We start from the raw sequence: 24,356 nt of genomic DNA on the forward strand, positions 1-24,356 counted from the left end.
GCGGGGCAGCACCTACGCTTGCAAGTGACGGGTGAGGCCGGCCGACGCCCCGGTACCCAAGGGATTGTGGAGCGTCCTATGCGTCTTCTGCTGATGCCCCTGCTGCTGTCGCCCTGGGCCAGTCTGGTGATCGCCGAGCCCTTGCCAGTGTTTCTCGAAGGCCACGAATACGAGCGCCGCCTGCCCAGCGCGAACCTGCCGATCGAGGCCTACCGCCCACTTGCCCCGAGCCTGCAGCTGGCGCCGCCCAGCCCGGTGTCCGACACGCTTCCCCTGGCGACTCGCTTCGTGTTGCACAAGGTGCGCTTCGAAGGCGGTACGGTCTATCCGTTGAGCGATTTGCGCGAGCATTACCAGCCTTTGATTGGTCATGAAGTGAGCGTCGCCGAGCTGCAGCAGTTCACCGAACGCCTGACCCGGCGCTACCAGCGCGACGGCTACCTGCTGTCGCTGGCCTACCTGCCTGATCAGGATTTTGCCGAGGGCCGCGTGCATGTGGTGTTGCTCGAGGGGTATGTCCACGACGTGCGGCGTGAAGGAGACATCGGTCCCGCTGGCGCTTACCTCGACCAGCTGCTGGAACGCTTGCGGGCGGAGCGCCCGTTGACCCAGGCGACGCTCGACCGCTTCATCGGCCTGGCCCAGCGCATCCCCGGGGTGACGTTGCAGGCTGACTTGACCCAGGCTGAGCACAGCGAGGGTGCCGCGCAGCTTACCGTGCATGCCTTGCGCAAGCCCTTCGATGCGGCAATGGCGTTCAGTGATGGCAGCCGCGATGGCCCGCAGGGGCTATTCAAGCTAACCAGCAATGCCCAGACCCGTTTTGCCGAGCAGTTGACGGCCAGCGTCCTGCTGCCTCCGGGCGATGACCACAGCCATTACCAGCGCCTTGATTACAGCCAGCACCTGGATGCACAGGGCAGCCAGCTGCTGCTTTCGGCCGCTCGCTACCGCAGCGAGCCGCGCACACCTGTGCCGCTGGAGCATGGTTCGATTTTTTTCCAGCGGATTGAAAGCGAGCGTTATGCAATCGGGCTTGGCCAGCCGGTGATCGTCACGGCGGATGAATGGCTGGCGGTGACCGGGCATGTCTACTCGGTCAGTGACCATCACAAAGATCTCACCGGCGGCCTGGGGCGCAACGACACCTATGTGCGTGCGCTGTCGTTCGAGGGCGATTGGCGCAAGGTCGAGGCCGGGCGGTTACGCGTGGTCGGCGCCGGTGTGTATCAGGGGTTGGATTACCTGGGCGCACGCAGCGATACGGACTATGACATGGACTTCCTGCGCTTTCGCGTGGCGGGGTTGCAGAGCGACAGGTTGTTTCAGCGCTGGCAGGGCGTGCTGTCAGGCGCCTTGTACTGGACCGATGACCGGCTGCCCGACAGCGAGCGTGCTGTGTTTGGCGGGCAGAACTTCGGCCATGGCTACCCCCAGGACCAGGCGGCGGGGGACAAAGGCTGGGGCGTGGCCTACGAGCTCAACTACAGCATCCAGCCTGGCGCTGGCTGGGTGCGGCTGGTGCAACCGTATGCGCTGCTGGATGCGGCGCAGGCCTGGTACAACGGCGGGCCATTCGAAGATGCCAGGATGCGTTCGGCGGCATTGGGTGTGCGGTTTGGGGATGGGCGGTACGGCAATGTGGCACTGGAGGTGGCCAAGCCATTGGCGGATGTGGCGTTGGATAGCATGAGCAGAAGCCCACGTTGGAGGGTGAGCTTTACCTACCTGCTGGAGTGAATCTCGGCTGTACCGGCCTCATGAAACGCCTTAGACGAACTCAGTGCGTGGTGAACCGCTGGTGTACAGGAGACGAACTCGGCGTCAACGCCAACGCCAACTGTGTTCGATTGTGCATGTGGGTCAGGCGCAGCACCTGCGACACATACAGCTTCACGGTGTTCTCGGTGATCCCCAGTTCACAGGCAATCTGGTAGTTGGTCTTGCCCTTGCTCACCAGCCGGGCGACTTCCAGTTGCCGTGGGGACAGCTTCTCGAACGCCGCCGGGAGCTCGCCTTCGACCTCTTCGGCGACATCGGTGGCGCGGCGGTGGACGCCCTGGCCGCGGGCCTTCTCCAGGTCCTGGTAGAGTTCATCGATGGAGCCGGCCAGGTCCTGCAGGCGCTGATTGAGGTTGCCCAGGTCCCGAAGGTTGGCCTTGCGCTCCAGCAGCACTTGTTCCTGGCGGCGCACGCCTTCGAGCAGCTCATCGAAGTCCATGGGCTTCTGGTAGTAATCGGCGAAACCTTCACGCAGGGCGCGGATCACGTCCTGCTTGTCGGCACGCCCGGTGAGCATGATTGCCTGGAACATGCGCTGGCGCCCGGCAATATCTTTCAGTGCCCGGAGCAGCTCGATGCCATCGCGTTCGGGCATGTGCAAGTCGCACAGCACCAGGCCGATGGCTTCATCTGCGACGAAACGTTCGATGGCTTCGTCGGTGGAGTGGGCCGCGACACAGCGGTAGCCTTGGATTTCGAGGTATTCACTTAATTGTTCGACGATCAGCGGCTGGTCATCTACGACCAGAACCCTCACGTCACTGAATGACTTGTTCACGATCAACTCCCTGTTCGTAAGCGGCCCTGCTCCCGGGCCAGACGCTCTGGCAGTTTAAAAGTAGACGCTCATCGCAGTTCTGTACAAGGTTTGTACAAGTGTTCGGACAACAGGGGTGGCTATTGGATCCATACAGCCGTGAGAAGAAAGCCTGCCAATACGTAAGGCACGAAGGCTTGCTTGTCGCCCATTTCTTCGGTCAGGGTGGCCAGGCGCTTCTTCACTTTGGGGTTGAGCAGCGTCCACAGGCGCCTGCGGGTCAGCAGCCACAGCACCACGCTGACGCCCGCTCCGATGAAGGTGCCGAGCACGTATTGCGGGCTTGTCGCCAGGGCCAGCGCGCCCATCAGCTTGACGTCGTCGGCACCGAAGCGGCCCAGCATGTAGCCTGGCAGGGTCAGCAGCATGACGATGGCCAGGGCCCAGCCAGCGTCACTAGCATCGGCGCCAATCCAGGTGTGGCCAGTGGCGAACAGCCATACCAGGGCGCCAGCGGCGAAACCCAGGGTCAGCATGTTGGCGATCTGGCGCTCGCGAATATCTTGTTCAGTGCACAAGGCAAGCCACATCAGGAGAACAATGCTTTGCATCGGCAGGCCGCCTTTCCCATTTGTTGAACACTTCTACCCGGTCAGTCAGCTTTCCTAAACAGGGTAGACGCGATCTGACGAACGGCCATGGCAGGATGGCAAAAAGGTCGTCGTGGGAGCCGCGCTTGCCCGCGATGGGCCGCACAGCGGCCCACGGCGATTGGTTTATTTCACCCGGCCAGGCGGGTAGTTGCCGAGCACTTGGGCAACGGTCTTCTGGATCGCGCTGTTACGCTCATCGGGGCTAGGTGGGTAGTTGTTCATGATCTGTTCGGCACTGCCACGCCAGACCAGCTTGCCGTCATGGCCATCGAACATGTCGACCTGGATGGTTGCCACCTTGTAGTCGACGCTGCGGGTCTCGTTGTACATCGGCCCGCCCCAGTAACCGTTCCAGTACCCACCCCAGGCGCCGCCATAGTTGGTGGTGATCTGTTGCTGGCGTTGTTCGACGATCAGGTAGGCGCGGATTGTCACGTCAGGCCTGGCATTGCCCTGGACGGGGCGCAGGCCGCGCTGGTCGAGCTGGTCGGCGACCGCCGCGCGGATGCGCTGCTCGGTCAGGTCGCTCTTGATGCGTGGATCATCCGGGCGGTATTGCAGGCCCGGTTCCTGCCATGCCCAGCTGCGATAGGCGGCAAAATCGCGGCTGGCGTCGAAATCTTGCTGAACGTTGTTGCTCGAACAGGCCGCGAGCAGCAGCGCGAATGACAGTAGAACGAGGCGGCGCAACATGATGGTTCTCCGTTAGGCATTAACTGGGAGGATAGCCGCTGAGCGCCTTATGAACCGATTCGCGCAGGGCGGTCTCGCGATCGCGCGGCGAGCTTTTGTCGCTGCCGCTTTCAGCGCTGGCGCTCCACACCGGCTGGCCGTTGCGGGCATCGAACAGGTCGATGCGCACCACCATCACTTCCACTTCGTAGGTGCGTACGATCGGCACGCTGCCGTAGGCGCCGTAACCGTTGCGGTAGCCGCCGACGCCGACGCCGCCGTAGGGGTACGGGCCGTAATAGGGGTCGTAAGTGTCATAGTCACGCACCTGGCGCAGGCGTCGCTCCAGGCGCATGTCGGCGCTCACCAGCAGGTCGCCGGTGGTGCCCCGGGCAGGGCGCAGGCCATGCTGGTCGAGGGCGCCGCTGACGGCATCGGCAATCTGTGCCGGGTCGGCGTCGGCATTGCCACTTGGCAACTGGCCGCCGCGCCAGCTCCAGCTCCGGTAGTGCCCGTAGTCACGCGGCGCCGCCGGATAGGCACTGGCGTCGAAGGTGTTGGCCGCTTGCGGAGGGGCTGGCGGCAGCGGGCGGCTGCTGGCCACATACGGGTTGCTGGCCTGGCAGGCGGCCAGGGTCAGCGGCAGCAAGGCCAGGCACAACAGACGGTACGGCATGTATCCCTCCCGGAGGGGCGCAGTCAGCGGGGGCGGCACATCCAGTGCAGGTAGCGGCCGAGCCCGGCGAAGCTTGGGTGACGGCGGTGGGCCAGTTCCATTTCCAGCAGGTCGAGCAGCTCGGCCTTGTCCTGGAATTCCTTGGGCATGTAGTCATGGAAGACGCGCACGCCACTCTCGCTTTCGACTTGCCACATCACTTCAAGTTGCGCCTTGAGCTCCCGGGGATCAAGCGGTTTTTGCGGGGTCAGGCTCTGCTTTTCGCCTTCTAGGCGGTTGCTGCGCAGCTTGCGGAAATGGCCCTTGAGCAAGTTGCGGTAGACCAGCGCGTCGCGGTTGTAGAATGCCAGCGACAGCCAGCCACCAGGGGCAGCCAGCTGATGCAGTACCGGCAGGATGCTCTGCGGTTCGGCCAGCCATTCCAGCACGGCGTGGCACAGCACCAGGTCATAGGGCTCGGTGAGCTGGCCAAGCAGTTCTTGCCAGGGCGCCTGGATGAAGGTTGCCGATTGACCTGCTTCTGCGAAACGCGCGCGGGCACCCTCGAGCATCGGTGCGGCGGGTTCGGCCAGCGTAACCTGGTGCCCGCGCTGGGCCAGCCACAAGGCCATATGGCCCAGGCCGGCGCCGATGTCGAGCACCCGCAGCGGTCGATCGGGCAGGGCATCGGCCAGGTCGGCCTGGAGCACAGCCAGGCGGATGGCGCCCTTGGCACCGCCGTAGATTTTCTCGGCGAAGCGTGTGGCCAGTTCATCGAAGTGACGGTCGTTCATCGTGCGAAACGCCTCTCGCTGTCGGCCAGCTTGGCGCGCACAACCTGCTCCATGTCCAGGCCCAGCTCGCTGCACAGCAGCAACAGGTACAGGACCACGTCGCCGACTTCCTGGCCGGCATGGGCCAGCTGATCGGCGGGCAACTGGCGCGATTGGTCTTCGCTCAGCCACTGGAAGATTTCCACCAGCTCGGCCATCTCGACGCTGGCGGCCATGGCCAGGTTCTTCGGGCTGTGGAAGCCGCGCCAATCGTTGTTGTCGCGAATCTGGTGCAGGCGTTGGGTGAGTTCTTGCAGGTTCATCGGGGTCTCCTAATGCTGCATAGCTTCTGCGCAGGCCCGATGCAAAGCAAGTGCAATCAGGGCGCTAGAGCACGGCCCAGCGCCCGACCATATGCAGCAGCCCAGCATGCCCGTCCAGCCGGAGCTCACCCGCCGGCCCTGCTTCGCTGGCACTCAGGACAACCTCCGACGGCAAGCGCACCGGCTTGCGGAACCCCACCTCGAAGCGATAGCCACTGTTTGGCATGTGCGTACGCAAGGCCGCCAACGCCATGGCATTGCTCCACATGCCGTGGGCGATGGCCTTGGGGAAGCCGAACAGGCGTGCGCTGGCGGCACTCAGGTGAATCGGGTTGTAGTCGCCACAGACCTTGGCGTAGCGCCGGCCGATATCACCGTCGGCGTACCAGCGAGTGACCTCTGGCTGGGGGCCCGGCTCGGTCTCCTCGCCATCGCCCGACGGACCCTCCAGCTTGAGGCCACGCACCAGCATGCGACTGGTTTCACGCCAGAGCAGGCCAAGGCCATCCTCGGCTTCGGTGACCAGGTCGAAGGTGCCGCCCTTGGCGTGCCCCTGCAGATTGTCGGCGTAGACCGCAAAGCGCAGCCCGTCGATGCCACCCAGCGGGCGGAGCACGTCGATGCGGTTGTGCAAGTGCACCAGTCCGAGCAACGGGAAGGGGAAGTCGTGGGCGGTCAGCAGTTGCAACTGCAGGGTGAAGGCCATTACATGTGGGTAGGTGCCGGGCAAGCGGCCGTCGTCGGTGAAGTGGCAGAGCCGACGGTAGGCGGCGAGATTGCCGGGCTCCACGCGGATGAAACTGCGCAGACCGGCTGCGGGCAGGCTGGCACCGCTGATCTTGCGTTTGCTGGCGGCGCGCAGGTACAGGCTGGCGCGTGAGTCCGGGCTGTGCAGGTCTTGCCATTGGCGGCTCATGGTCAGGCCCCCATCAGGGCTTGGCCGCAGACGCGCAGCACCTGGCCATTGACCGCCCCGGAGCCCGGCTGGCTGAGCCAGGCGATGGCCTCGGCGACATCTTGCGGGCGCCCGCCCTGGCCCAGCGAGCTCAGGCGCCGACCGGCCTCGCGCAGGCCGATGGGCATGGCGGCGGTCATGTGCGTTTCGATGAAGCCGGGCGCCACTGCATTGATGCTGCCGCCGCGTTCTGCGAGCTTCGCCGCCCAGGTTTCGGCGAAGCCAATCAGGCCGGCCTTGCTCGCGGCATAGTTGGCCTGGCCGCGGTTGCCGGCAATGCCGCTGACCGAGGCCAGCAGGGTAATACGCGCGTCGTCGCCCAGCGCGCCCCCTTCGTACAGGGCTTGGGTCAGCACCTGCGGAGCCTTGAGGTTGACGGCCAGTACCGCATCCCAGTAATCCGGGGTCATGTTGGCCAAGGTTTTGTCGCGGGTGATGCCGGCGTTGTGCACGACGATGTCGATGCCGTCGGGCAGGGCTTCGAGCAGTTTCGCGGCGGCATCGCTGGCGCAGATGTCCAGGCCCAGGGCCTTGCCCCCGAGGCGAGCGGCAAGGGCATCGAGTTCCTGCTGGGCCTGTGGCACGTCGAGCAGCATCACTTCGGCGCCATCACGCGCCAGTGTTTCGGCTATGGCGGCGCCGATGCCGCGCGCGGCGCCTGTGACCAGTGCGCGACGGCCACCGAGCGGGCGGGTCCAGTCTTCGACCTGGGTGGCACAGGCCTGCAGGCGCAGGACCTGGCCGGAAACAAAGGCACCTTTGGGTGACAGGAAGAAGCGCAAGGCGCCTTCGAGCTGCGTGTCTGCGCCCGGTGCCACATACAACAACTGCGCGGTTGCGCCGTTGCGCAGCTCTTTGGCCAGCGAGCGGCTGAAGCCCTCCAGGGCGCGCTGGGCGACGCTGGCCAGCGGGTCGTCGAGGGATTCCGGCGCACGCCCCAGGATCACTACGTGGGCACAAGGTGCGAGGCTGCGCAGCAAGGGCTGGAAGAATTCGCGCAGCTGCTTCAGCTGATCGCTGTCGGACAGATGGCTGGCGTCGAACACCACGGCCTTGAGCTTCGGCCCCAGGCCGGCGACCCAGGCGGGCGCCTGCAGGCCGTCGCCGTTGAAACTGAACAGCGCTTCGGTCAGGCGCGGGGCGATGGCCTCGACCTGGTTCGCCAGTGGCCCGCCACCCAGCACCAGCGCGCCCTCCACCGGACGCAGGCGGCCCGCCTGCCAGCGCTCCAGCGGTGCCGGGCGCGGCAGGCCAAGGGCATCGACGAGGCGGCGCCCGAGGTTGGAGTTGGCAAAGCCGAGATAGCGATCGCTCATGTGCGGGTCTCCCTGAAGGCAAGCTTGCAAGTGTGGACCAACTTTGTGGCAAGGTCGTTCGAATGCGGCAAAAACACCTAGGCTGTACGGATCAAATTGTTTCAGGAGGAACAAGCGCATGGGTTCAACATGCCGGGTCGCGATCCTGGGCGGCAACCGTATTCCCTTCGCCCGCTCCAACGGCGCCTACGCCAGCGCCAGCAACCAGGCGATGCTGACCGCAGCCCTGGAAGGCTTGATCGAGCGTTATCGCCTGCACGGGCTGCGCCTGGGCGAAGTGGTGGCAGGGGCGGTGCTCAAGCACTCACGGGACATGAGCCTGACACGCGAATGTGTGCTTGGCTCGCGCCTGTCACCGCAGACGCCGGCCTACGACATCCAACAAGCTTGCGGAACGGGCCTGGAAGCGGCGCTGCTGGTGGCCAACAAGATTGCCCTTGGGCAGATCGACTGTGGCATCGCCGGTGGCGTGGACACCACGTCCGATGCCCCCATCGGCGTCAACGAGGGGCTACGGCGTATCCTCTTGCAGGCCAATCGCGGGAAGACACTGGCTGAGCGGCTCAAGCCGTTCCTGCAGCTGCGCCCAGGCCACCTGAAACCCGAACTGCCGCGCAATGGCGAGCCCCGAACCGGGCTGTCGATGGGTGAGCATTGTGAACGCATGGCGCAAACCTGGGCGATTGGCCGCTCCGAGCAGGACGCGTTGACGCTGCACAGCCATCAGAAGCTGGCGGCCTCGTACAGCGAAGGCTGGCAGAATGACCTGCTGACGCCCTTCCTCGGCCTCACCCGTGACAACAACCTGCGCACGGACCTGACCCTGGAGCAACTGGCCGGGCTCAAGCCGTCATTCGATCGCAGTGGCCTGGGCACGTTGACGGCAGGCAATTCCACGCCGCTCACCGATGGCGCCTCCATGGTACTGCTTGGCAGCGAGCAATGGGCACAGCAGCAGGGGCTGCCGGTGCTGGCCTACCTGGTCGATGGCGAAACCGCCGCCGTGGATTTCGTCACCGGGCGCGAAGGGCTGCTGATGGCGCCGGTGTACGCAGTGCCGCGCCTGTTGGCGCGTAATGGCCTGACCTTGCAGGACTTTGATTACTACGAAATCCACGAAGCCTTTGCCGCGCAGGTGTTGTGCACTCTCAAGGCCTGGGAGGATGCCGAGTATTGCCGTGAACGGCTGGGGCTGGATGCACCGCTTGGGGCCATCGACCGCAGCAAGCTCAACGTCAAGGGCAGTTCGCTGGCAGCGGGCCACCCGTTCGCGGCTACCGGCGGGCGGATCCTGGCCAATTTGGCGAAATTGCTGGCCAAGGCCGGAAAAGGGCGTGGCCTGATATCCATCTGCGCAGCGGGTGGGCAAGGGGTCACGGTGATCGTCGAGCGCTGAACCAAGGGCGGTAGAGATCTCTGTTAGGCTTGTCTGCTCAGAACTACAAGAATTCGCTATGCAGACAATCGGACATCCCCGTGCCATTCCTGCCCTGGACCAGTTGCCCAGGCCCTTGTATGCCCGCGCCGAAAGTCTCGGCGCCGGCTCCTGGACCACTCGCCATAGCCACGATTGGGTGCAGTTCTCTTACGCCATCAGTGGTGTATTGGGGGTGTATACCGACGATGGCAGCTACTTCGCCCCGCCGCAGTGGGGCGTGTGGATACCGGCCGGTGCCGAACATGAAGTGGTCACCTCCGGGCAGGCCGAAATGCGCAGCCTGTATATCCGCCGTGATGCCTGCCCGTGGGCGTCGGCGCAATGCCGGGTGCTGGAGGTGACAACGCTGGCGCGGGAGCTGATCAAGCAGTTCTGCCTGTTCCCGGCTGATTACGCCGAGGGTGACAGTGTCGAAGGCCGCCTGGTGGCTGTTCTGCTCGATCAGTTGCGCACCTTGCCCGAGGTGGCGTTTTCCCTGCCGCTACCACGCCATCCGGGGTTGTTGGCACTGTGCAATGGGCTGATCGCCGCGCCGGATCAGGTGCAGACGTTGCAGCAGTGGGCGGTGCAGTTGGGGTGCTCGGAAAAGACCTTGATGCGGCTGTTCCAGCGCGAGACCGGGTTGAGTTTTCGTAACTGGCGCCAGCGGATGCGGCTGCTGTCGTCGCTGACGTTGCTGGAGGCGGGGGAGAGTGTGACCGAGGCGGCGCTGGGCTGTGGGTATGATTCGACTTCGGCTTACATCGCGGCCTTCAAGCAGTTGTTCGGGGCGACTCCGGGTGAACTGAAACTTTGATGTTGCCTGTTCCGGCCTCTTCGCGGGGCAAGCCCGCTCCTACAGGGATGGTGTCAATCCTGTAAGAGCTGGCTTGCCCCGCAAAGAGGCCTCTACAGGAGGACTCAAGTGCGGAAGCGACGCACCAGCGAGTCCAGTTCATTGGACAGCCCCGCCAGGCTCTCGGAGTCCTGGCGCGCCGCCTGGGCCAGTTCCGCCACCAACTGCGCATCGCCATGGATCTGGCTGATATGGCGGTTGATGTCCTCGGCCACCTGGTGCTGCTCTTCCGCCGCCGTGGCGATCTGCGTGTTCATGTCGCGGATGATGTCCACCGACTCGCGAATCTGCCCGAAACTGTCGCGGGCCAGGCCAATGCGGCTGACCGACTGCTGCGACACTTCAAGGCTGGCATGCATCTGCTCGGCCACTTCGGCGGTGCGGCTGGCAAGGTTGCCCAGCAAGCCATCGATTTCGGCCGTGGAGTCGGCCGTGCGCTTGGCCAGTGCCCGTACCTCGTCGGCCACCACGGCAAAGCCACGGCCCTGCTCCCCGGCCCGGGCCGCTTCGATCGCTGCGTTGAGTGCCAGCAGGTTCGTCTGCTCGGCAATCGAGCGGATGGTGCCGAGGATCGACTGGATGGCGTTGCTGTCGCGCTCCAGTTGCTGGATCGACTGGGCCGACTGCTCGATCTCCTGGCTCAGGCGGTCGACGCTGCTGACTGCTGCGTCGATCTGCTGCTGGCCTTCGCGGGCCTGCTGCTGGCCGCTGTCGGCCGATTGCGCGGCCTGGCTGCAGGAACGGGCCACTTCGTTGGCGGTGGCGACCATTTCGTGAAACGCGGTGGAGACCATGTCCACCGCTTCACGCTGGCGCCCGGCCGCCTCGGCCATGTCGCTGGAGACCCGGGTGGAGCTGCTGGAGGTGCTGAGGATCTTGCTGGCGGCCGAGCCTATATGCTGGATCAGGCTGCGGATGGCGCCCAGGAACTGGTTGAACCAGTTGGCCAGTTGCGCGGTTTCGTCGCGCCCGCGCACGTCCAGGTTGCGGGTCAGGTCGCCTTCGCCCTGGGCAATGTCTTCCAGGCCGCTGGTGACGCTGTTGATAGGGCGCACAATGAGTTTGGCGAATGCGGTGCCGACCACGGCGAACAGGGCGGCCAGCACCAGCGCGATGGCGCCGATGAGCCAGGTCAGGCGGGTGGTGGTCTGCATCACTTCGCCTTGCTGAATGAGGCCGATGAAGGTCCAACCGAGTTTTTCGTCGGGGTAGACGTTGGCCATGTAGCGTTCGCCGTTGATCTCGACTTCGACCAGGCCCTTGCCGGCCTTGGCCAGTTCGGCGTAACCGTCGCCGAAGCTGGCCAACTGCTTGAAGTTGTGGCTGGCGTCGCGTGGGTCGACCATCACGTTGCCGTTGTTTTCCACCAGCATCAGGTAGCCGCTTTCGCCCAGTTTGATCTGCTTGACGATCTCGGTCAGGCCCTTGAGCGACACGTCGATGTTGACCACGCCACCGGGGTTGCCGAGCTGGTTGGCCACGGCGCGCACGGTGCTGATCAGCACGGCATCGTCGGCGGCCCAGTAATAGGCGCCGGTGCGCACGGTCTTGCCAGGGTTGGCCATGGCCAGCTGGTACCAAGGGCGTGGGCGCGGGTCATAGTTGACGAACTTCTGCCCGGCCGGCCAGCCAACGTAGCCGCCATCATTCACGCCGTAGGCAACGTAGGCATAGCCTGGGTGGGAGTCTGCCAGGCGGGTGAAGAATTCCAGCAGTTGCTTGTCCTGATCGCCCAGCTCGTAGGATGGGGTGGCGCTCATGAACTTGTTCAGGTTGTTGCCGGTGGCCGCCACCATCGGTTGCGACGCCAGGTAGGCGACGTTCTGGTCGATACCCTGGAAGAAGATGTTCATCGCGTTGCTGACCTGGCGGATCTCTCGGCTGCTGCTGTCGAGGAAGCCGTCGCGGGCTTCACCGCGCAGGTTGATCACCACCAAGGTGGCCACGAGGACGATGGGCAAGCCCGCGATGATCGCGAACGCCCAGGTCAGTTTCTGTTTGATGTTCATCGACGCTCCCGGAATTTATTTTTTGCACGCGAGGCAGGCATCAACTACATCGGCAGCGTCCGGGGATTTTTTAGCGAAAGTGTCCGTATTTATTGGGTGAAGTCGCATTTGGCGACTATCCGGTCGGCTTTTGGCTAATATGGCATACCAAAGTGCTGTGGCGTGCTGATGACAGCACGCCACACTCCCTCAATTGCAGCACCCTGCGCCATTGGCCAGGTCTTTCAGGATCGGGCAATCCGGGCGGTCATCCCCTTGGCAGTGGGCAACCAGATCACCCAGGGTGTCACGCAGGCTCACCAGTTCCTCGATACGCCGATTCAGCTCATCGATATGCTGCATGGCCAGGGCCTTGACGTCGGCGCTGGCACGCCCGCGGTCCTGCCACAGCGTCAGCAGCTTGCCCACTTCTTCCAGGGAAAACCCGAGGTCACGGGAGCGCTTGATAAAGGCCAGGCTGTGCAAGTCCTCGGCCTGGTACAAGCGGTAGCCGCTGTCGCTGCGGGTGGCCGGCTTGAGCAGGCCGATGGATTCGTAATAGCGGATCATCTTGGTGCTGAGCCCGCTGCGGCGGGCGGCCTGGCCAATGTTCATCGGGCCTCCTGCGAGGTACTGGTGGGTTTCCAGGTCTTCAACCATAGGGCATTGCTGACCACGCTGACGCTGGATAGCGCCATGGCGGCGCCAGCCAATACCGGGTTGAGATAGCCCAGTGCGGCCAGGGGAATGCCGATCAGGTTATAGATGAAGGCCCAGAACAGGTTCTGACGAATTTTTGCATAGGTCTTGCGGCTGATTTCCAGCGCGGCGGGTACCAGGCGTGGGTCGCCGCGCATCAGGGTGATGCCGGCAGCCTGCATGGCCACATCGGTGCCACCGCCCATGGCGATGCCGATGTCGGCAGCGGCCAGGGCCGGGGCGTCGTTGATGCCGTCGCCGACCATCGCCACCACACCGTCCTTTTTCAAGGCGGCCACGGTGGCGGCCTTGTCGGCCGGCAGCACTTCGGCGTGCACGTCGTCGATGCCGAGGGCATCGGCCACCACCTTGGCGCTGCCGCGGTTGTCACCGGTCAGCAGGTGGCTGCTGATGTGGCGGGCGTGCAGGGCGGCGATGGCCTGCTCGGCGCCCGGCTTGAGGCTGTCGCCGAAGGCGAACAGGCCGAGCACGCGAGGCGTTGCACCCCGTTCGATCAGCCACGACAGGGTGCGGCCTTCGGCCTCCCAGGCTTGAGCCTTGGCGGCCAGCTCGCCGGGTTGCAGATTGCTTTCGTCGAGCAGACGGCGGTTGCCCAACGCCAGCTCGCGGCCTTCCACGCGCCCTGCAATGCCGCGGCCAGTGAGTGACTGGCTGTCAGTCACGGCGGGTATCTCCAGGCCTTGCTCGGCACAGGCATCCAGCACCGCCTTGGCCAGTGGGTGTTCGCTGCCGCGCTGCAAGGCACCGGCAAGACGATGCAGGTCGGCGCCGTCGCCGTCCAGTGCCTGGCTGTGGACTACGCGCGGGCTACCGGAAGTGAGGGTGCCGGTTTTATCGAACACCACGCGGTTGACCGCATGGGCGCGCTCCAGCGCTTCGGCGTCCTTGATCAGGATGCCGTGGCGGGCGGCGACGCCAGTGCCGGCCATGATCGCTGCAGGTGTGGCCAGGCCCAGGGCGCAGGGGCAGGCGATGACCAGCACGGCGACCGCGTTGATCAGCGCAGTCTCCAGCGGCGCACCGGCCAGCCACCAGCCAATCAAGGTTAACAGTGCCAGCACCAGCACGGTGGGTACGAATACCTGGCTGACGCGATCGACCAGTTTCTGGATCGGTGCCTTGGCCGCTTGCGCATCCTCTACCAGGCGGATGATACGGGCCAGCACGGTCTCCGTACCCAGCGCCTGGGTACGCACCAGCAGCCGGCCTTCGCCGTTGATGGCACCGCCGGTGACGTTGTCACCGGGTTGCTTGGGGACCGGCAGGCTTTCGCCGCTGATCAGTGCTTCGTCAGCATGGCTGCTGCCTTCTTCTACCGCGCCGTCGACCGGGAAGCGCTCGCCGGGCTTGACCAGTACCAGGTCGCCGAGGCGCAGTTGGGCAATCGCCACGTCTTCTTCGCGGCCGCCGATGACGCGCACGGCACGCTCCGGGCGCAGGGCTTCGAGTGCGCGGATAGCGCTGGCGGTCTGGCGCTTGGCCCGGCTTTCGAGGTATTTGCCCAGCAAGACCAGGGCGATGACCACTGCTGAAGCCTCGAAGTAAAGGTGGGGGGCCATTCCGGCTGGGGCCTTGGCCCACTGGTACAGGCTCAGGCCATAACCCGCGCTGGTGCCCAGGGCGACCAGCAGGTCCATGTTGCCGGCACCGGCCCGCACGGCTTTGTAGGCGGCTTTATAGAAGCGCGCAGCCAGAATGAATTGCACCGGGGTAGCCAGCACGAACTGCGCCCAGGCGGGCAGCATCCAGTGCAGGCCGAACGGCTGTACCAGCATCGGTAGCACCAAGGGCAGGGCCAGCAGCAGCGCGGCAGCGACGGCCAAGCGCTCATTGCGCAGGCGCCGTTGTGCATCCGGCTGATCATCCTTGGCCGTTTGCGGCAGGCTGGCGCTGTAGCCGGCTTTTTCGACAGTGGCAATCAGTTGCTGGTCATCGAGCGCCTGCAGCACTTCAAGGTGGGCACGTTCACTGGCCAGGTTGACGCTGACCTGCTCAACCCCCGGTAGTTTGCCAAGAGCGCGCTCGACGCGGCCGACGCAGCTGGCGCAGGTCATGCCGCCAATCTGCAGCTCCACGGTCCGGGTCGGCACGCCATAGCCGGCGCCGCGCACGGCTTCAACCAGGGCTGGCAGGCTGTCGGCCGGGGCCTGGACCCTGGCCTGTTCGGTGGCGAGGTTGACGCTGACTTGATCAGCGCCGCTGACTTTACGCAGGGCGCGCTCGACACGGCCTGCACAGCTGGCGCAGGTCATGCCGGAAATCGGCAGATCGAAAGTGGTAGATGCGGGCATGACGCTCCTCCTTGGCAGGGCTTGAGCATCAGCATCAACCTTGCCACGCAGGGAAGGTCAATAGCCCAGGCCGGCTCGCTTCAATTCAAGGCCATTGTGGCCCATGGCGATGCGGTACTTGGTGATCTGGCCCGCTTGCAGGTTGAGGCGCGTGCTGCGCTGGTCCTCGATGCCGGGGGCACAGCCGGGCATCTGCCCGGGCAGCAGGCGCAGGCGTACGTCGATCGGGCCGGGCGGCAGGTTGAAGGACGTGGACTGTTCCTGGAAGACGCGGCCGGAGAGCTGATCGTTGAGGTATACGCCGATTTCGCAACTGGTGGCCACTTCCAGGCGTTCCCGGGAAATGATCAGTACGCTGTAGTCCGAGTTGCCCTCGGCGCTGGCCGGTGGCACTGCGGCCAGCGCGGCCAACAGCCCGACAACACCCACTGCTGTCCTGAACATGAAGAATCTCCTGCTTGCACAAATCGTCAAAGGCGCAGCTTGGCCGAGGTCTGCGCGGATTTCCAGCCCGGCCGTTTCATGCAGAACTTGACCTTGCCCCGATGGCAAGCTTGAAACTGCGTAAAACCCTGAAGGAGGCAGTACCCATGCAAGTGTTCAATGTTCAAGGCATGACCTGTGGCCATTGTGTGAAAGCAGTGACTCGTGCGGTACAGGAGCAGGATGCGCAGGCCACGGTGGAAGTCGATCTCCCTGGCCAGAAAGTGCGCGTGCAAAGCTCGCTGGCTGCTGAGCAGGTGTTGGCGGCTATTCGTGAGGAAGGCTACCAGGCTGAAGTGGCCTGAACCGCAGGGGCCGCAATGCGGCCCTGTTTTGTTGCAAATGTTTTCATGCTGAGGGTGGCCACTGCAGGTAGACTTAGCGGCTTGCTTAGCCTGCTATGGATTCCTGATGAACCTGCGAATGGTGCTGATCCTGGGCGCATTGAGTGCGTTCGGGCCCTTGGCGATCGATTTCTACCTGCCCGCCTTCCCGGCGATGGCGCAGGCGTTCGCCACCGATGAAAAACATGTACAGGCCACCCTGGCGGCCTATTTCCTTGGCCTGTCGATCGGCCAACTGGCCTACGGGCCGGTGGCTGACCGCTTCGGCCGACGCAAGCCGCTGCTGTTCGGTGTGGCGCTGTTCACCCTGGCCTCCTTGGCCTGTGCATACGCCCCCAACCTCGACACCTTGATCGTGGCGCGCTTTGTCCAGGCGCTGGGCGGTTGCGCCGGCATGGTGCTGTCGCGGGCCATTGTCAGTGACAAATGCGACCCGGTGGCATCGGCCAAGGTGTTCTCGCAGTTGATGCTGGTGATGGGCCTGGCGCCGATCCTTGCACCGATGCTGGGCGGGGTGCTGGTGAACGTGGCGGGGTGGCAGTCGATCTTCCTGGCGCTGAGCCTGTTCAGCGCTGCCAGCCTTCTGGCGGTGAGCCTGGGCCTGCCGGAAAGCCTGCCGGCCAACATGCCGCGCCAGCCGCTGTCTGGTGCATTGCGCCAGTACCTGCGGTTGTTGGCTGATCGTGTGTTCATCGGCCACGCCTTGACCGGCGGTATCGCTATTGCCGGTATGTTTGCCTACATTGCTGGTTCACCTTTCGTATTTATCAAGCTCTATGGCGTACCCGCGGAGCACTATGGCTGGCTGTTCGGTACCAACGCGGCCGGCTTCATTCTGGTTGCCCAGGTCAACGCGCGCCTGCTGTCCAAGCGGGGCCCGGCATTCCTGTTGGTTAGGGCAGTGTGGCTCTACCTGGCCGCCGGCCTGGTACTGCTGGGTGTGGCTGTCCTGCGTCCCACACAGTTGTGGCCATTGCTGGTGCCGCTGTTCGTCTGCATTGCCAGCCTGGGTTGCATCATCCCCAACGCGTCGGCCTGCGCCATGAGTGGCCAGGGCGCGCGAGCAGGCAGCGCGTCGGCACTGATGGGTTGCGTACAGTTCAGCGTCGCGGCCGGTGCGGCGTCGCTGGTCGGCGTGCTGCATGACGGCAGTGCAGTGCCCATGGCCTTGGTGATCAGCCTGTGCGGGGTGCTGGTGGTCAGTGTCGCGCTGTTGACCCGGCGTTTGCAGGCCACGCGTCCAGCATGAGTGGGTGAGGTGCCTGCAGGCGGGTTTCCAGGGTGGCGACGAAGGCACGTGCCTCTGCCTCGCTGCGGAAACTCACCACATGCTGGTCGAGCCTCACCTGCCACGGGCAGTTGGGGTTGCGGTTCGACGCACTGACGACAATCTTCATCGTGGCATACCTCCGATTCAGGGGGAGAGCGAGTCAAGTGTAGCGCTGCAGGCACCTGCCGCCATGACCTGAGTGGGTGTCCTGACTGGCGGTCTGGCCACTTTTCCCAATGGCCTGTCCGACGATTCCAGGCACATGCCTGAATTGATGTGGAAGCTTCGCTTTGATTTGCGCTATTTAAGGAAGCGCGCTGTCAGCAGAGTCGCTGCCCACGCAGGGCCATCCTTCCTCATGCCTTGTATTTTCCTTTCTGCGCCACCTTGTGCCGACGTTGACTACGCGTAAGGGTTGCCCCACCCAGCGTCGAATGAGCCTGTCTGAGCATGTGCAGGGCTACCGGGAGCGGCGCGGGTGCGGCTTATACTGGCCCTCGGCAGTTTGCTTGAGAGGCGCCCAGCGCAGCCAAGGCTGGCCTCTGGAAACCAGACGTGATCATGCGGGGAGATACAGGGACATGAATGCAGTCAGCAGTATCAGTCAGATTGCCGGCCTGATGGCCGACCCCAAGCGTAGCGCGATGTTGTGGGCGCTAATCGATGGCACTCCGCGGCCGACCGATGAACTGGCGATGATGACCGGACTGACCTCGTCATCGGCTTGTGCCCACCTGTCGTTGCTGTCTTCGGCGGGCCTGCTCAGGCTTGAGTCGCGTGGCCGCAAACGCTACTTCAGGCTTGCTACACCGCAGGTCGGAGTAGCTGTCGAAGCGCTGGCCAGCGTCCAGTTGGTGTCGGAAAGAGGGCTGCGTACAGAAGTGCTGCAATTGCCGATGTCGATGCGCAGGGCGCGCCGTTGTGGTGAACACCTAGGCGGCGAGCTGGCGGGTGAGTTGTATCACCGACTGGTGGTGGCAGGGTGGCTGGAGGTCAGCGGGCGGGAGCTGTTGGTCAGCGAAAAGGGGCGAACCCAGCTGGCTGCCATCGGCGTCTACATCGACGCGCTGGCATCGCGGCGGCACTGTGTGATCTGCCATTGCGATGAGTGGAGCGACCAAGGGCCACACCTGGGTGGCAGCCTTGGTCAGGCATTGCTCAAACTGTTTTTGCAGTCTGGCTGGATACGCGAGCCTGAAGGCACGCGGGTACTGCAGATTTCTGCAGAGGGTGTGCAGCAGATCAACCGTATAGCCCGCACGACGACCTTGCAGGTCGGTTGACGGCTTCAGACCAGTCGAGCGTCCAGGCTGTTTTGCGCCAGGCGGCGGGCCTGGTCTTCGGTCATGCCTAGGTGTGTGTGCAGGGCGTGGAAGTTCTCGGTGACGTAACCGCCGAAGTAAGCCGGGTCGTCCGAGTTAACCGTCACCTTCACGCCACGCTCGAGCATGTCGAGGATGTTGTGCTGGCTCATGTGGTCGAACACACAGAGTTTGGTGTTCGACAACGGGCAGACGGTGAGCGGGATCTGTTCATCGATGATGCGCTGCATCAGGCGTTCGTCTTCGATGGCGCGTACACCGTGGTCGATGCGCTTGATCTTCAGCAGGTCGAGGGCTTCCCAGATGTACTCGGGTGGGCCTTCCTCACCGGCGTGGGCCACGGCCACGAAGCCTTCGCTGCGGGCACGGTCGAACACGCGCTGGAACTTGCTCGGCGGGTGGCCCATTTCCGAGCTGTCCAGGCCGACGGCGATGAACGCATCGCGGAAGGGCAGGGCTTGGTCGAGGGTCTTCTGCGCTTCGTCTTCGCTGAGGTGGCGCAGGAAGCTCAGGATCAGGCCACTGCTGATGCCCAGTTGCTCGCGGCCGTCCTTTAGTGCCTGGCTGATGCCATTAAGCACGACTTCAAAGGGGATGCCGCGGTCGGTGTGGGTCTGCGGGTCGAAGAACGGTTCGGTGTGGATGACGTTCTGCGCCTTGCAGCGTTGCAGGTAGGCCCAGGTCAGGTCGTAGAAGTCCTGTTCGGTGCGCAGCACGTCTGCACCCTGGTAATACAGGTCGAGGAATTCCTGCAGGTTGTTGAAGGCGTAGGCGCTGCGCAGGGTTTCCACGTCGTTCCAGGGTAGGGCGATCTTGTTGCGCTCGGCCAGGGCGAACAGCAGTTCGGGTTCCAGCGAGCCTTCAAGGTGCAGGTGCAGTTCTGCCTTGGGCAGGGCATTCAGCCAGTCATACATAAGGGGGAATGTCTCGAATCAGGTACGGTTGCCGCCATTCTACAGGGCCTGGCCGGGCATTGCGCCCGGCCGGCGGTATTCACCTCACCAAGTGAGTGGTTCGCCTTTGTAGTTGATGAAGCGCAGGCCACCGTGGCCGCTTTGCGTCTTGATCTGGTCGAGCATGCCACGGGTGCTGGTGAGCACGTCGATTTCGGCGTTTTCGCCGCCCATGTCGGTCTTCACCCAGCCCGGGTGCATGGCCAGCACGCACAGGTCGGGGCGCTGCAGTTCGACCACGAAACTGTTGATCATCGAATTGAGCGCGGCCTTGCTGGCCTTGTACAGGCAGATCTCGCCACCGTCGGGGATGGTCACGCTGCCGAGGATCGAACTCATGAACGCCAGCACGCCGCTGCCTTCCCGCACTTGGCCGGCCAGGCGGCGGGCGACGCGAATCGGGGCCACGGCATTGGTCATGAACAGGTCGCCGATGGCCTGGGTCTGTACGGTTTCCAGGTCTTGCGGCAGGGGCCCCATGACCCCGGCGTTGACGAAGACCAGGTCGAACACCTGGCCTTGCAGGCGTTGTGTGAGGCCGTCGAGCTGGGCAGTGTCGTTCATCTCAAGTTGTTCGATGCGTACGCCGGGTACATCGGCAAGGGCGCCTGGCTGTTGTGGGTTGCGCACGGTGGCGGTGATTTTCCAGCCGTCTTCGTGCAGGCGTTGTACCAGGCCCAGGCCAAGGCCGCGGGAGGCGCCGATGATGAGGGCGGTTCTTGAGCTAGCCATGTGAGCGCTCCTTGTTCGGTTGAAGTGAAAGGTGTTGAGAATAATGCAGATGGCCCGCGTCTGCCTTTACTGAAGTTGAACAAAAAGTGTTCAGTGGCTTGGGGCTGTGGGCGAGCGGGGGTTTGGCCTGTTGGCTAACGGGTTATCCACAGCTTGGTCCACAGTAAATGTGAGCAAGCGCAACGCCAGAGGTTGTAATACGCCTGACACACTGGGGATAAGTCACCCGGGTTCAGTCGCTTACGGCTGTCATCAAACAGTGATCAAAATATGCTCAATGCTCTGAAGGTCTTGCCAAGCCTGGGCTGTAACAGAGTGCCCCAAGCTTATCCACAGGCCAGCCCACAGTTGTTGTGGGCAAGCTTCAGTGTGCTTCGAGGATGATCCGGCCGCGGCTCAGGTCTGCAAGTTGCTGCTGCAATGTGGGTAGGTGAGCTTCGCCCACGGCAATCTGCAGGTCGACGCCATTGGCGGTGAAGTGTTCGTCCAGCACCAGGCCATCCACGTCGGCCAGGCGCAGTTTCACCAAGGCCAATTCGCTGAAGGTGCAACTGCAGGAGAACTGGCTGCGCTGGACCAGCAGGCGCTTGGGCGCTTGCTGCAGGCACTTGTTGGCGCCGCCACCGTAGGCACGTGCCAAGCCGCCGGTGCCCAGCTGGATGCCGCCGTACCAGCGAATCACCAGCACCACCACCTGGTCGCAGTCCTGTGCTTCGATGGCCGCAAGGATTGGCCGCCCGGCGGTACCGCCTGGCTCGCCATCGTCATTGCTGCGGTATTGCCCGCCAATCTTCCACGCCCAGCAATTGTGGGTTGCGGCCAGATCACTGTGGCGTTCGATGAAGCTCATCGCCTCGGCGGCACTGTTGATCGGGCCGGCGAAGGTAATGAAGCGGCTCTTGCGGATTTCCTCGCGAAATTCGCAGAGGTCGAGCAGGGTAGAAGGCATAGATGAACGTCAGGCAACCGGCTTGATGCCGCACCCCTTGAGAATGATGTGGATAAGGTTGTTGCTGGCATCTTCCATGTCTTGCTTGGTCAGGCGGCTGCGGCCGGTGACCTGGCAGATCTGGGTGGCAAAGTCGGCATAGTGCTGGGTACTGCCCCAGAGCAGGAAAATCAGGTGCACCGGGTCGACCTTGTCCATCTTGCCGGCTTCCATCCAGGCCTGGAACACGGCGGCCCGGCCGCGGAACCACTCGCGGTAGTCGGCGCTGAAGTACTCGGTCAGGCAGGTGCCACCGCTGATCACTTCCATTGCGAAGATGCGTGAAGCCTGCGGGTTGCGCCTGGAGAACTCCATCTTGGTGCGGATGTAGTGGCTTAGCGCTTCGCCCGGGTCGTCCTCGACACTCAGGGCGTTGAAGGTACTGTCCCACAGCTCGATGATGTTGCTCAGCACGGCGATGTACAGGCCGAGCTTGTTGGTGAAGTAATAATGCAGGTTGGCCTTGGGCAAGCCGGCCTTCAGCGCGATGGTGTTCATGCTGGTGCCTTTGAACCCATGGCGGGCGAATTCGTCTTCGGCGGCCTGGATGATGGCCTGTTCGTTCTTCTGGCGGATGCGGCCGGCGGGCTTGCCCGAGGCGGCGAGGCGATGCGCAGGGACTTCTAGGGTCATGGACGATTCCGGACAGGTCTGTGGCAACGAATGTCGGACAAGATTACCTGCCTGTGCTGGCGTGACAAGCCTTAGCGTCAGAAGCGGGCATCAACGTGTCGCAGCCAGGCTTTCCAGGAAGCTTTCCAGCACCAGGTTCGGTCGCCGCCCCTTGCGCGTGACCCAGCTCAGGCTCAGGTCATAGAAACGCTGAGCAGGCTTGAGTGTACGCAGGCGGCCCTGCTGGACCCAGAAGGTGGCGTAGTGGTCGGGCAGGTAGCCGATATAGCGGCCGGTGAGGATCAGGAACGCCATGCCTTCGCGGTCCGAGGCACTGGCGGTGCAGTTGAGTGCCTGGTAGTGCGCCTGGACTTCCGCAGGCAGGCGGAAGGTTGGCGCAATGGCTTCCTGGCTGTTGAGGCGGTCATCGTCGATCTGCTGGTTGTCGGCGTAGAACAAGGGGTGGCCAACCGCGCAATAGAGCTGTGACCGTTCGCTGTACAGCGGTTGGTACTCCAGGCCGGACAGCGGGCTGGTCTGCGGTACCACGCCGACGTGCAGGCTGCCGTCCAGTACCCCTTGCTCGACCTGGCTTGGGGCGATCATGCGGATCTGGATGCGTACATCCGGACCGCGGTCCTTGAGCTCGGCCAGGGCATGGGTGATGCGCATGTGCGGCAGGGTGACCAGGTTGTCGGTCAGGCCGATGTTGAGCTCGCCGCGCAAGTGCTGGTGCAGACCGTTGACCTCGGTACGGAAGGTTTCCAGCGCACTGAGCAACTGCAGTGCCGAGTGATAGACCTCGCGGCCTTCCTCGGTCAGCGAGAAACCGGCACGGCCGCGCTGGCACAGGCGCAAGCCCAGGCGTTGTTCGAGGTCGTTCATCTGCTGGCTGATGGCCGAGCGGCCGATCCCCAGTACGTTTTCCGCAGCCGAGAAGCCGCCACATTCAACCACGCTCCGGTAGATTTTCAGCAGGCGGATGTCAAAATCGCTGACTTGTGCGAGAGGGTCGGGGCGTCGGCTCATAAGTTTAGTATTGCGCTACCTGAAGATTAGAAATGTAGGCTTTTTCAGACTTTATCCGCGTGCGAATTTAGCTGCAACAACATCCATCGTTGCCTAATCGTCTTCCGAGGAACCGCCGATGAACATGCCCGAAACCGCAACCGCCGGTATCGCCAGCCAGCTCAAGCTGGACGCCCACTGGATGCCCTACACCGCCAACCGTAACTTCCAGCGCGACCCACGCCTGATCGTGGCGGCCCAAGGCAACTACCTGGTCGATGACAAGGGGCGCAAGATCTTTGACGCCCTCTCTGGCCTGTGGACCTGTGGCGCTGGGCATACCCGCAAGGAAATCACTGAAGCGGTCGCGCGCCAGGTCGGTACCCTCGATTACTCCCCGGCGTTCCAGTTCGGCCACCCGCTGTCGTTCCAGCTGGCCGAGAAGATCGCCGAGCTGACCCCGGGCGACCTGAATCACGTCTTCTATACCAACTCCGGCTCGGAGTGCTGCGACACCGCGCTGAAGATGGTGCGTGCCTATTGGCGCCTGAAAGGCCAGGCCACCAAGACCAAGATCATTGGCCGTGCCCGTGGTTACCACGGGGTGAACATTGCCGGGACCAGCCTGGGCGGCGTCAACGGCAACCGCAAGATGTTCGGCCAGCTGCTGGACGTCGACCACCTGCCTCACACCGTGCTGCCGGCGAACGCTTTCTCCAAGGGCATGCCGGAAGAAGGCGGTATCGCCCTGGCAGATGAAATGCTCAAGCTGATCGAGCTGCACGATGCTTCGAACATCGCGGCGGTGATCGTCGAACCGCTGGCGGGTTCCGCCGGTGTGCTGCCGCCGCCAAAGGGTTACCTGAAGCGTCTGCGTGAAATCTGCACCCAGCACAACATCCTGCTGATCTTCGACGAAGTGATCACCGGCTTCGGCCGCATGGGCGCCATGACGGGCTCCGAGGCCTTTGGTGTCACCCCTGACTTGATGTGCATCGCCAAGCAGGTCACCAACGGTGCCATCCCGATGGGCGCGGTCATCGCCACCAGCGAGATCTACCAGACCTTCATGAATCAGCCGACCCCGGAATACGCGGTGGAATTCCCCCACGGCTACACCTACTCGGCTCACCCGGTAGCCTGCGCCGCTGGTCTCGCCGCGCTCGACCTGCTGCAGAAGGAAAGCCTGGTGCAGTCGGCTGCCGAACTGGCGCCACACTTCGAGAAGCTGCTGCATGGCGTGAAGGGCACCAAGAACATTGTCGATATCCGTAACTACGGCCTGGCTGGCGCGATCCAGATCGCTGCCCGCGACGGTGATGCGATCGTGCGTCCTTACGAGGCGGCCATGAAGCTGTGGCAAGCCGGCTTCTATGTGCGTTTCGGTGGCGACACCCTCCAGTTCGGCCCAACCTTCAATACCCAGCCGCAGGAACTGGACCGCCTGTTCGACGCGGTCGGCGAAGCCCTGAACCAGATCGACTGA

The 24,356-nt window shown here is 63.7% G+C and carries 25 protein-coding genes and 1 pseudogene; 7 read left to right on the forward strand and 19 right to left on the reverse strand.

The features are described from left to right. The first annotated feature begins 78 nt into the window (after window positions 1-78). Entirely contained in the window at window positions 79-1,740 is a 1,662-nt protein-coding gene (locus ACOKS3_RS03175) for a ShlB/FhaC/HecB family hemolysin secretion/activation protein (protein ID WP_422764391.1), read from the forward strand. Between the two features lie 40 nt (window positions 1,741-1,780). Here the strand turns inward: ACOKS3_RS03175 and ACOKS3_RS03180 are convergent, their stop codons facing one another. From ACOKS3_RS03180 to ACOKS3_RS03215, 8 genes are all read right to left on the reverse strand, one after another. Then, complete coding sequence (locus tag ACOKS3_RS03180) at window positions 1,781-2,566, reverse strand: response regulator (protein WP_422764392.1); 786 nt, start codon at window positions 2,564-2,566, stop codon at window positions 1,781-1,783. A gap of 113 nt (window positions 2,567-2,679) precedes the next feature. Beyond that, window positions 2,680-3,150 carry an A24 family peptidase gene (locus tag ACOKS3_RS03185; RefSeq protein WP_103445812.1) on the reverse strand — a complete coding sequence of 157 codons (471 nt, stop codon included), beginning with the start codon at window positions 3,148-3,150 and terminating at the stop codon, window positions 2,680-2,682. 165 nt (window positions 3,151-3,315) lie between these two features. Continuing rightward, window positions 3,316-3,885 (reverse strand): DUF4136 domain-containing protein, encoded by a 570-nt coding sequence (locus tag ACOKS3_RS03190; RefSeq protein ID WP_422764393.1) that lies wholly within the window; start codon window positions 3,883-3,885, stop codon window positions 3,316-3,318. 19 nt (window positions 3,886-3,904) lie between these two features. Beyond that, entirely contained in the window at window positions 3,905-4,540 is a 636-nt protein-coding gene (locus ACOKS3_RS03195; RefSeq protein WP_103445810.1) for a DUF4136 domain-containing protein, read from the reverse strand. A 23-nt stretch (window positions 4,541-4,563) separates the two neighbouring features. Further along, the gene (locus tag ACOKS3_RS03200; RefSeq protein WP_422764394.1) at window positions 4,564-5,313 is read right to left on the reverse strand and encodes a methyltransferase; all 750 of its coding nucleotides are present in this window, start codon (window positions 5,311-5,313) and stop codon (window positions 4,564-4,566) included. Then, the gene (locus tag ACOKS3_RS03205; RefSeq protein WP_103445808.1) at window positions 5,310-5,615 is read right to left on the reverse strand and encodes a MazG-like family protein; all 306 of its coding nucleotides are present in this window, start codon (window positions 5,613-5,615) and stop codon (window positions 5,310-5,312) included. The genes ACOKS3_RS03200 and ACOKS3_RS03205 overlap by 4 nt, the downstream gene beginning before the upstream one ends. A 64-nt stretch (window positions 5,616-5,679) precedes the next feature. After that, window positions 5,680-6,531 (reverse strand): MaoC family dehydratase, encoded by an 852-nt coding sequence (locus ACOKS3_RS03210; protein ID WP_103445807.1) that lies wholly within the window; start codon window positions 6,529-6,531, stop codon window positions 5,680-5,682. A gap of 2 nt (window positions 6,532-6,533) precedes the next feature. Further along, window positions 6,534-7,886, reverse strand: coding sequence for a 3-oxoacyl-ACP reductase (locus tag ACOKS3_RS03215; protein ID WP_103445806.1), 1,353 nt, complete (start codon window positions 7,884-7,886; stop codon window positions 6,534-6,536). A 118-nt stretch (window positions 7,887-8,004) separates the two neighbouring features. On the opposite strand from ACOKS3_RS03215, the gene ACOKS3_RS03220 reads away from it, so the two are divergent. Then, complete coding sequence (locus ACOKS3_RS03220) at window positions 8,005-9,282, forward strand: acetyl-CoA C-acetyltransferase (RefSeq protein WP_103445805.1); 1,278 nt, start codon at window positions 8,005-8,007, stop codon at window positions 9,280-9,282. 58 nt (window positions 9,283-9,340) lie between these two features. Further along, the gene (locus ACOKS3_RS03225; RefSeq protein WP_103445804.1) at window positions 9,341-10,120 is read left to right on the forward strand and encodes an AraC family transcriptional regulator; all 780 of its coding nucleotides are present in this window, start codon (window positions 9,341-9,343) and stop codon (window positions 10,118-10,120) included. A gap of 104 nt (window positions 10,121-10,224) precedes the next feature. Here ACOKS3_RS03225 and ACOKS3_RS03230 read toward each other — a convergent pair whose 3' ends face one another. From ACOKS3_RS03230 to ACOKS3_RS03250, 5 genes and pseudogenes are all read right to left on the reverse strand, one after another. Continuing rightward, window positions 10,225-10,992: a methyl-accepting chemotaxis protein gene (locus ACOKS3_RS03230; protein ID WP_371263267.1), complete on the reverse strand. Its 768-nt coding sequence runs from the start codon at window positions 10,990-10,992 to the stop codon at window positions 10,225-10,227. Between the two features lie 90 nt (window positions 10,993-11,082). Further along, window positions 11,083-12,168, reverse strand: a pseudogene (locus ACOKS3_RS03235) (HAMP domain-containing protein); the annotation flags it as partial. 189 nt (window positions 12,169-12,357) lie between these two features. Then, the gene (cueR, locus tag ACOKS3_RS03240) at window positions 12,358-12,762 is read right to left on the reverse strand and encodes a Cu(I)-responsive transcriptional regulator (protein ID WP_103445802.1); all 405 of its coding nucleotides are present in this window, start codon (window positions 12,760-12,762) and stop codon (window positions 12,358-12,360) included. Beyond that, window positions 12,759-15,158, reverse strand: coding sequence for a heavy metal translocating P-type ATPase (locus ACOKS3_RS03245; protein ID WP_422764395.1), 2,400 nt, complete (start codon window positions 15,156-15,158; stop codon window positions 12,759-12,761). Before ACOKS3_RS03245 ends, cueR begins: the two co-directional genes overlap by 4 nt. A gap of 57 nt (window positions 15,159-15,215) precedes the next feature. After that, window positions 15,216-15,602, reverse strand: coding sequence for a hypothetical protein (locus ACOKS3_RS03250; protein WP_103445800.1), 387 nt, complete (start codon window positions 15,600-15,602; stop codon window positions 15,216-15,218). A gap of 146 nt (window positions 15,603-15,748) precedes the next feature. Here ACOKS3_RS03250 and ACOKS3_RS03255 point away from each other — a divergent pair, with 146 nt between their 5' ends. Next, window positions 15,749-15,946, forward strand: coding sequence for a heavy-metal-associated domain-containing protein (locus ACOKS3_RS03255; protein WP_103445799.1), 198 nt, complete (start codon window positions 15,749-15,751; stop codon window positions 15,944-15,946). 106 nt (window positions 15,947-16,052) lie between these two features. Then, window positions 16,053-17,234, forward strand: coding sequence for a multidrug effflux MFS transporter (locus tag ACOKS3_RS03260; RefSeq protein ID WP_103445798.1), 1,182 nt, complete (start codon window positions 16,053-16,055; stop codon window positions 17,232-17,234). Here ACOKS3_RS03260 and ACOKS3_RS03265 read toward each other — a convergent pair. Then, window positions 17,185-17,382 (reverse strand): hypothetical protein, encoded by a 198-nt coding sequence (locus tag ACOKS3_RS03265; protein WP_082432304.1) that lies wholly within the window; start codon window positions 17,380-17,382, stop codon window positions 17,185-17,187. The two genes, ACOKS3_RS03260 and ACOKS3_RS03265, sit on opposite strands and share 50 nt — an antisense overlap. Window positions 17,383-17,836: 454 nt before the next feature. On the opposite strand from ACOKS3_RS03265, the gene ACOKS3_RS03270 reads away from it, so the two are divergent. Next, window positions 17,837-18,538: an ArsR/SmtB family transcription factor gene (locus tag ACOKS3_RS03270; RefSeq protein WP_103445797.1), complete on the forward strand. Its 702-nt coding sequence runs from the start codon at window positions 17,837-17,839 to the stop codon at window positions 18,536-18,538. Between the two features lie 5 nt (window positions 18,539-18,543). On the opposite strand, the gene ACOKS3_RS03275 is transcribed toward ACOKS3_RS03270, so the two are convergent. The 5 genes from ACOKS3_RS03275 to ACOKS3_RS03295 all read right to left on the reverse strand — a co-directional run bounded on the left by ACOKS3_RS03275 (window position 18,544) and on the right by ACOKS3_RS03295 (window position 22,891). Continuing rightward, window positions 18,544-19,491, reverse strand: a complete 948-nt coding sequence (locus ACOKS3_RS03275) for an adenosine deaminase (protein WP_103445796.1) — start codon at window positions 19,489-19,491, stop codon at window positions 18,544-18,546. 84 nt (window positions 19,492-19,575) lie between these two features. Beyond that, window positions 19,576-20,262 carry an SDR family oxidoreductase gene (locus tag ACOKS3_RS03280; RefSeq protein WP_103445795.1) on the reverse strand — a complete coding sequence of 229 codons (687 nt, stop codon included), beginning with the start codon at window positions 20,260-20,262 and terminating at the stop codon, window positions 19,576-19,578. 364 nt (window positions 20,263-20,626) lie between these two features. Beyond that, window positions 20,627-21,211: an IMPACT family protein gene (locus ACOKS3_RS03285; protein ID WP_103445794.1), complete on the reverse strand. Its 585-nt coding sequence runs from the start codon at window positions 21,209-21,211 to the stop codon at window positions 20,627-20,629. A gap of 9 nt (window positions 21,212-21,220) precedes the next feature. Further along, entirely contained in the window at window positions 21,221-21,883 is a 663-nt protein-coding gene (locus ACOKS3_RS03290) for a TetR/AcrR family transcriptional regulator (RefSeq protein ID WP_103445793.1), read from the reverse strand. Window positions 21,884-21,973: 90 nt separating this feature from the next. Then, window positions 21,974-22,891, reverse strand: coding sequence for a LysR family transcriptional regulator (locus ACOKS3_RS03295; RefSeq protein WP_103445792.1), 918 nt, complete (start codon window positions 22,889-22,891; stop codon window positions 21,974-21,976). 118 nt (window positions 22,892-23,009) lie between these two features. Between ACOKS3_RS03295 and aptA the strand changes: the two genes are divergently transcribed. Further along, window positions 23,010-24,356: an omega-aminotransferase AptA gene (gene aptA, locus ACOKS3_RS03300; RefSeq protein ID WP_103445791.1), complete on the forward strand. Its 1,347-nt coding sequence runs from the start codon at window positions 23,010-23,012 to the stop codon at window positions 24,354-24,356.

This window comes from Pseudomonas sp. HS6-2 (assembly GCF_049325675.2).
In the GTDB taxonomy this organism is placed as follows: Bacteria; Pseudomonadota; Gammaproteobacteria; order Pseudomonadales; family Pseudomonadaceae; genus Aquipseudomonas; species Aquipseudomonas putida_N.

Bases quoted from the DNA above. Each gene is read 5' to 3' on its own strand.
- ACOKS3_RS03175 (WP_422764391.1), top strand. From the start codon at position 79: ATGCGTCTTCTGCTGATGCCCCTGCTGCTGTCGCCCTGGGCCAGTCTG.
- ACOKS3_RS03185 (WP_103445812.1), bottom strand. From the start codon at position 3,150: ATGCAAAGCATTGTTCTCCTGATGTGGCTTGCCTTGTGCACTGAACAA.
- ACOKS3_RS03190 (WP_422764393.1), bottom strand. From the start codon at position 3,885: ATGTTGCGCCGCCTCGTTCTACTGTCATTCGCGCTGCTGCTCGCGGCC.
- ACOKS3_RS03195 (WP_103445810.1), bottom strand. From the start codon at position 4,540: ATGCCGTACCGTCTGTTGTGCCTGGCCTTGCTGCCGCTGACCCTGGCC.
- ACOKS3_RS03200 (WP_422764394.1), bottom strand. From the start codon at position 5,313: ATGAACGACCGTCACTTCGATGAACTGGCCACACGCTTCGCCGAGAAA.
- ACOKS3_RS03205 (WP_103445808.1), bottom strand. From the start codon at position 5,615: ATGAACCTGCAAGAACTCACCCAACGCCTGCACCAGATTCGCGACAAC.
- ACOKS3_RS03210 (WP_103445807.1), bottom strand. From the start codon at position 6,531: ATGAGCCGCCAATGGCAAGACCTGCACAGCCCGGACTCACGCGCCAGC.
- ACOKS3_RS03215 (WP_103445806.1), bottom strand. From the start codon at position 7,886: ATGAGCGATCGCTATCTCGGCTTTGCCAACTCCAACCTCGGGCGCCGC.
- ACOKS3_RS03220 (WP_103445805.1), top strand. From the start codon at position 8,005: ATGGGTTCAACATGCCGGGTCGCGATCCTGGGCGGCAACCGTATTCCC.
- ACOKS3_RS03225 (WP_103445804.1), top strand. From the start codon at position 9,341: ATGCAGACAATCGGACATCCCCGTGCCATTCCTGCCCTGGACCAGTTG.
- ACOKS3_RS03230 (WP_371263267.1), bottom strand. From the start codon at position 10,992: ATGGCCGAGGCGGCCGGGCGCCAGCGTGAAGCGGTGGACATGGTCTCC.
- cueR (WP_103445802.1), bottom strand. From the start codon at position 12,762: ATGAACATTGGCCAGGCCGCCCGCCGCAGCGGGCTCAGCACCAAGATG.
- ACOKS3_RS03245 (WP_422764395.1), bottom strand. From the start codon at position 15,158: ATGCCCGCATCTACCACTTTCGATCTGCCGATTTCCGGCATGACCTGC.
- ACOKS3_RS03250 (WP_103445800.1), bottom strand. From the start codon at position 15,602: ATGTTCAGGACAGCAGTGGGTGTTGTCGGGCTGTTGGCCGCGCTGGCC.
- ACOKS3_RS03255 (WP_103445799.1), top strand. From the start codon at position 15,749: ATGCAAGTGTTCAATGTTCAAGGCATGACCTGTGGCCATTGTGTGAAA.
- ACOKS3_RS03260 (WP_103445798.1), top strand. From the start codon at position 16,053: ATGAACCTGCGAATGGTGCTGATCCTGGGCGCATTGAGTGCGTTCGGG.
- ACOKS3_RS03265 (WP_082432304.1), bottom strand. From the start codon at position 17,382: ATGAAGATTGTCGTCAGTGCGTCGAACCGCAACCCCAACTGCCCGTGG.
- ACOKS3_RS03270 (WP_103445797.1), top strand. From the start codon at position 17,837: ATGAATGCAGTCAGCAGTATCAGTCAGATTGCCGGCCTGATGGCCGAC.
- ACOKS3_RS03275 (WP_103445796.1), bottom strand. From the start codon at position 19,491: ATGTATGACTGGCTGAATGCCCTGCCCAAGGCAGAACTGCACCTGCAC.
- ACOKS3_RS03280 (WP_103445795.1), bottom strand. From the start codon at position 20,262: ATGGCTAGCTCAAGAACCGCCCTCATCATCGGCGCCTCCCGCGGCCTT.
- ACOKS3_RS03285 (WP_103445794.1), bottom strand. From the start codon at position 21,211: ATGCCTTCTACCCTGCTCGACCTCTGCGAATTTCGCGAGGAAATCCGC.
- ACOKS3_RS03290 (WP_103445793.1), bottom strand. From the start codon at position 21,883: ATGACCCTAGAAGTCCCTGCGCATCGCCTCGCCGCCTCGGGCAAGCCC.
- ACOKS3_RS03295 (WP_103445792.1), bottom strand. From the start codon at position 22,891: ATGAGCCGACGCCCCGACCCTCTCGCACAAGTCAGCGATTTTGACATC.
- aptA (WP_103445791.1), top strand. From the start codon at position 23,010: ATGAACATGCCCGAAACCGCAACCGCCGGTATCGCCAGCCAGCTCAAG.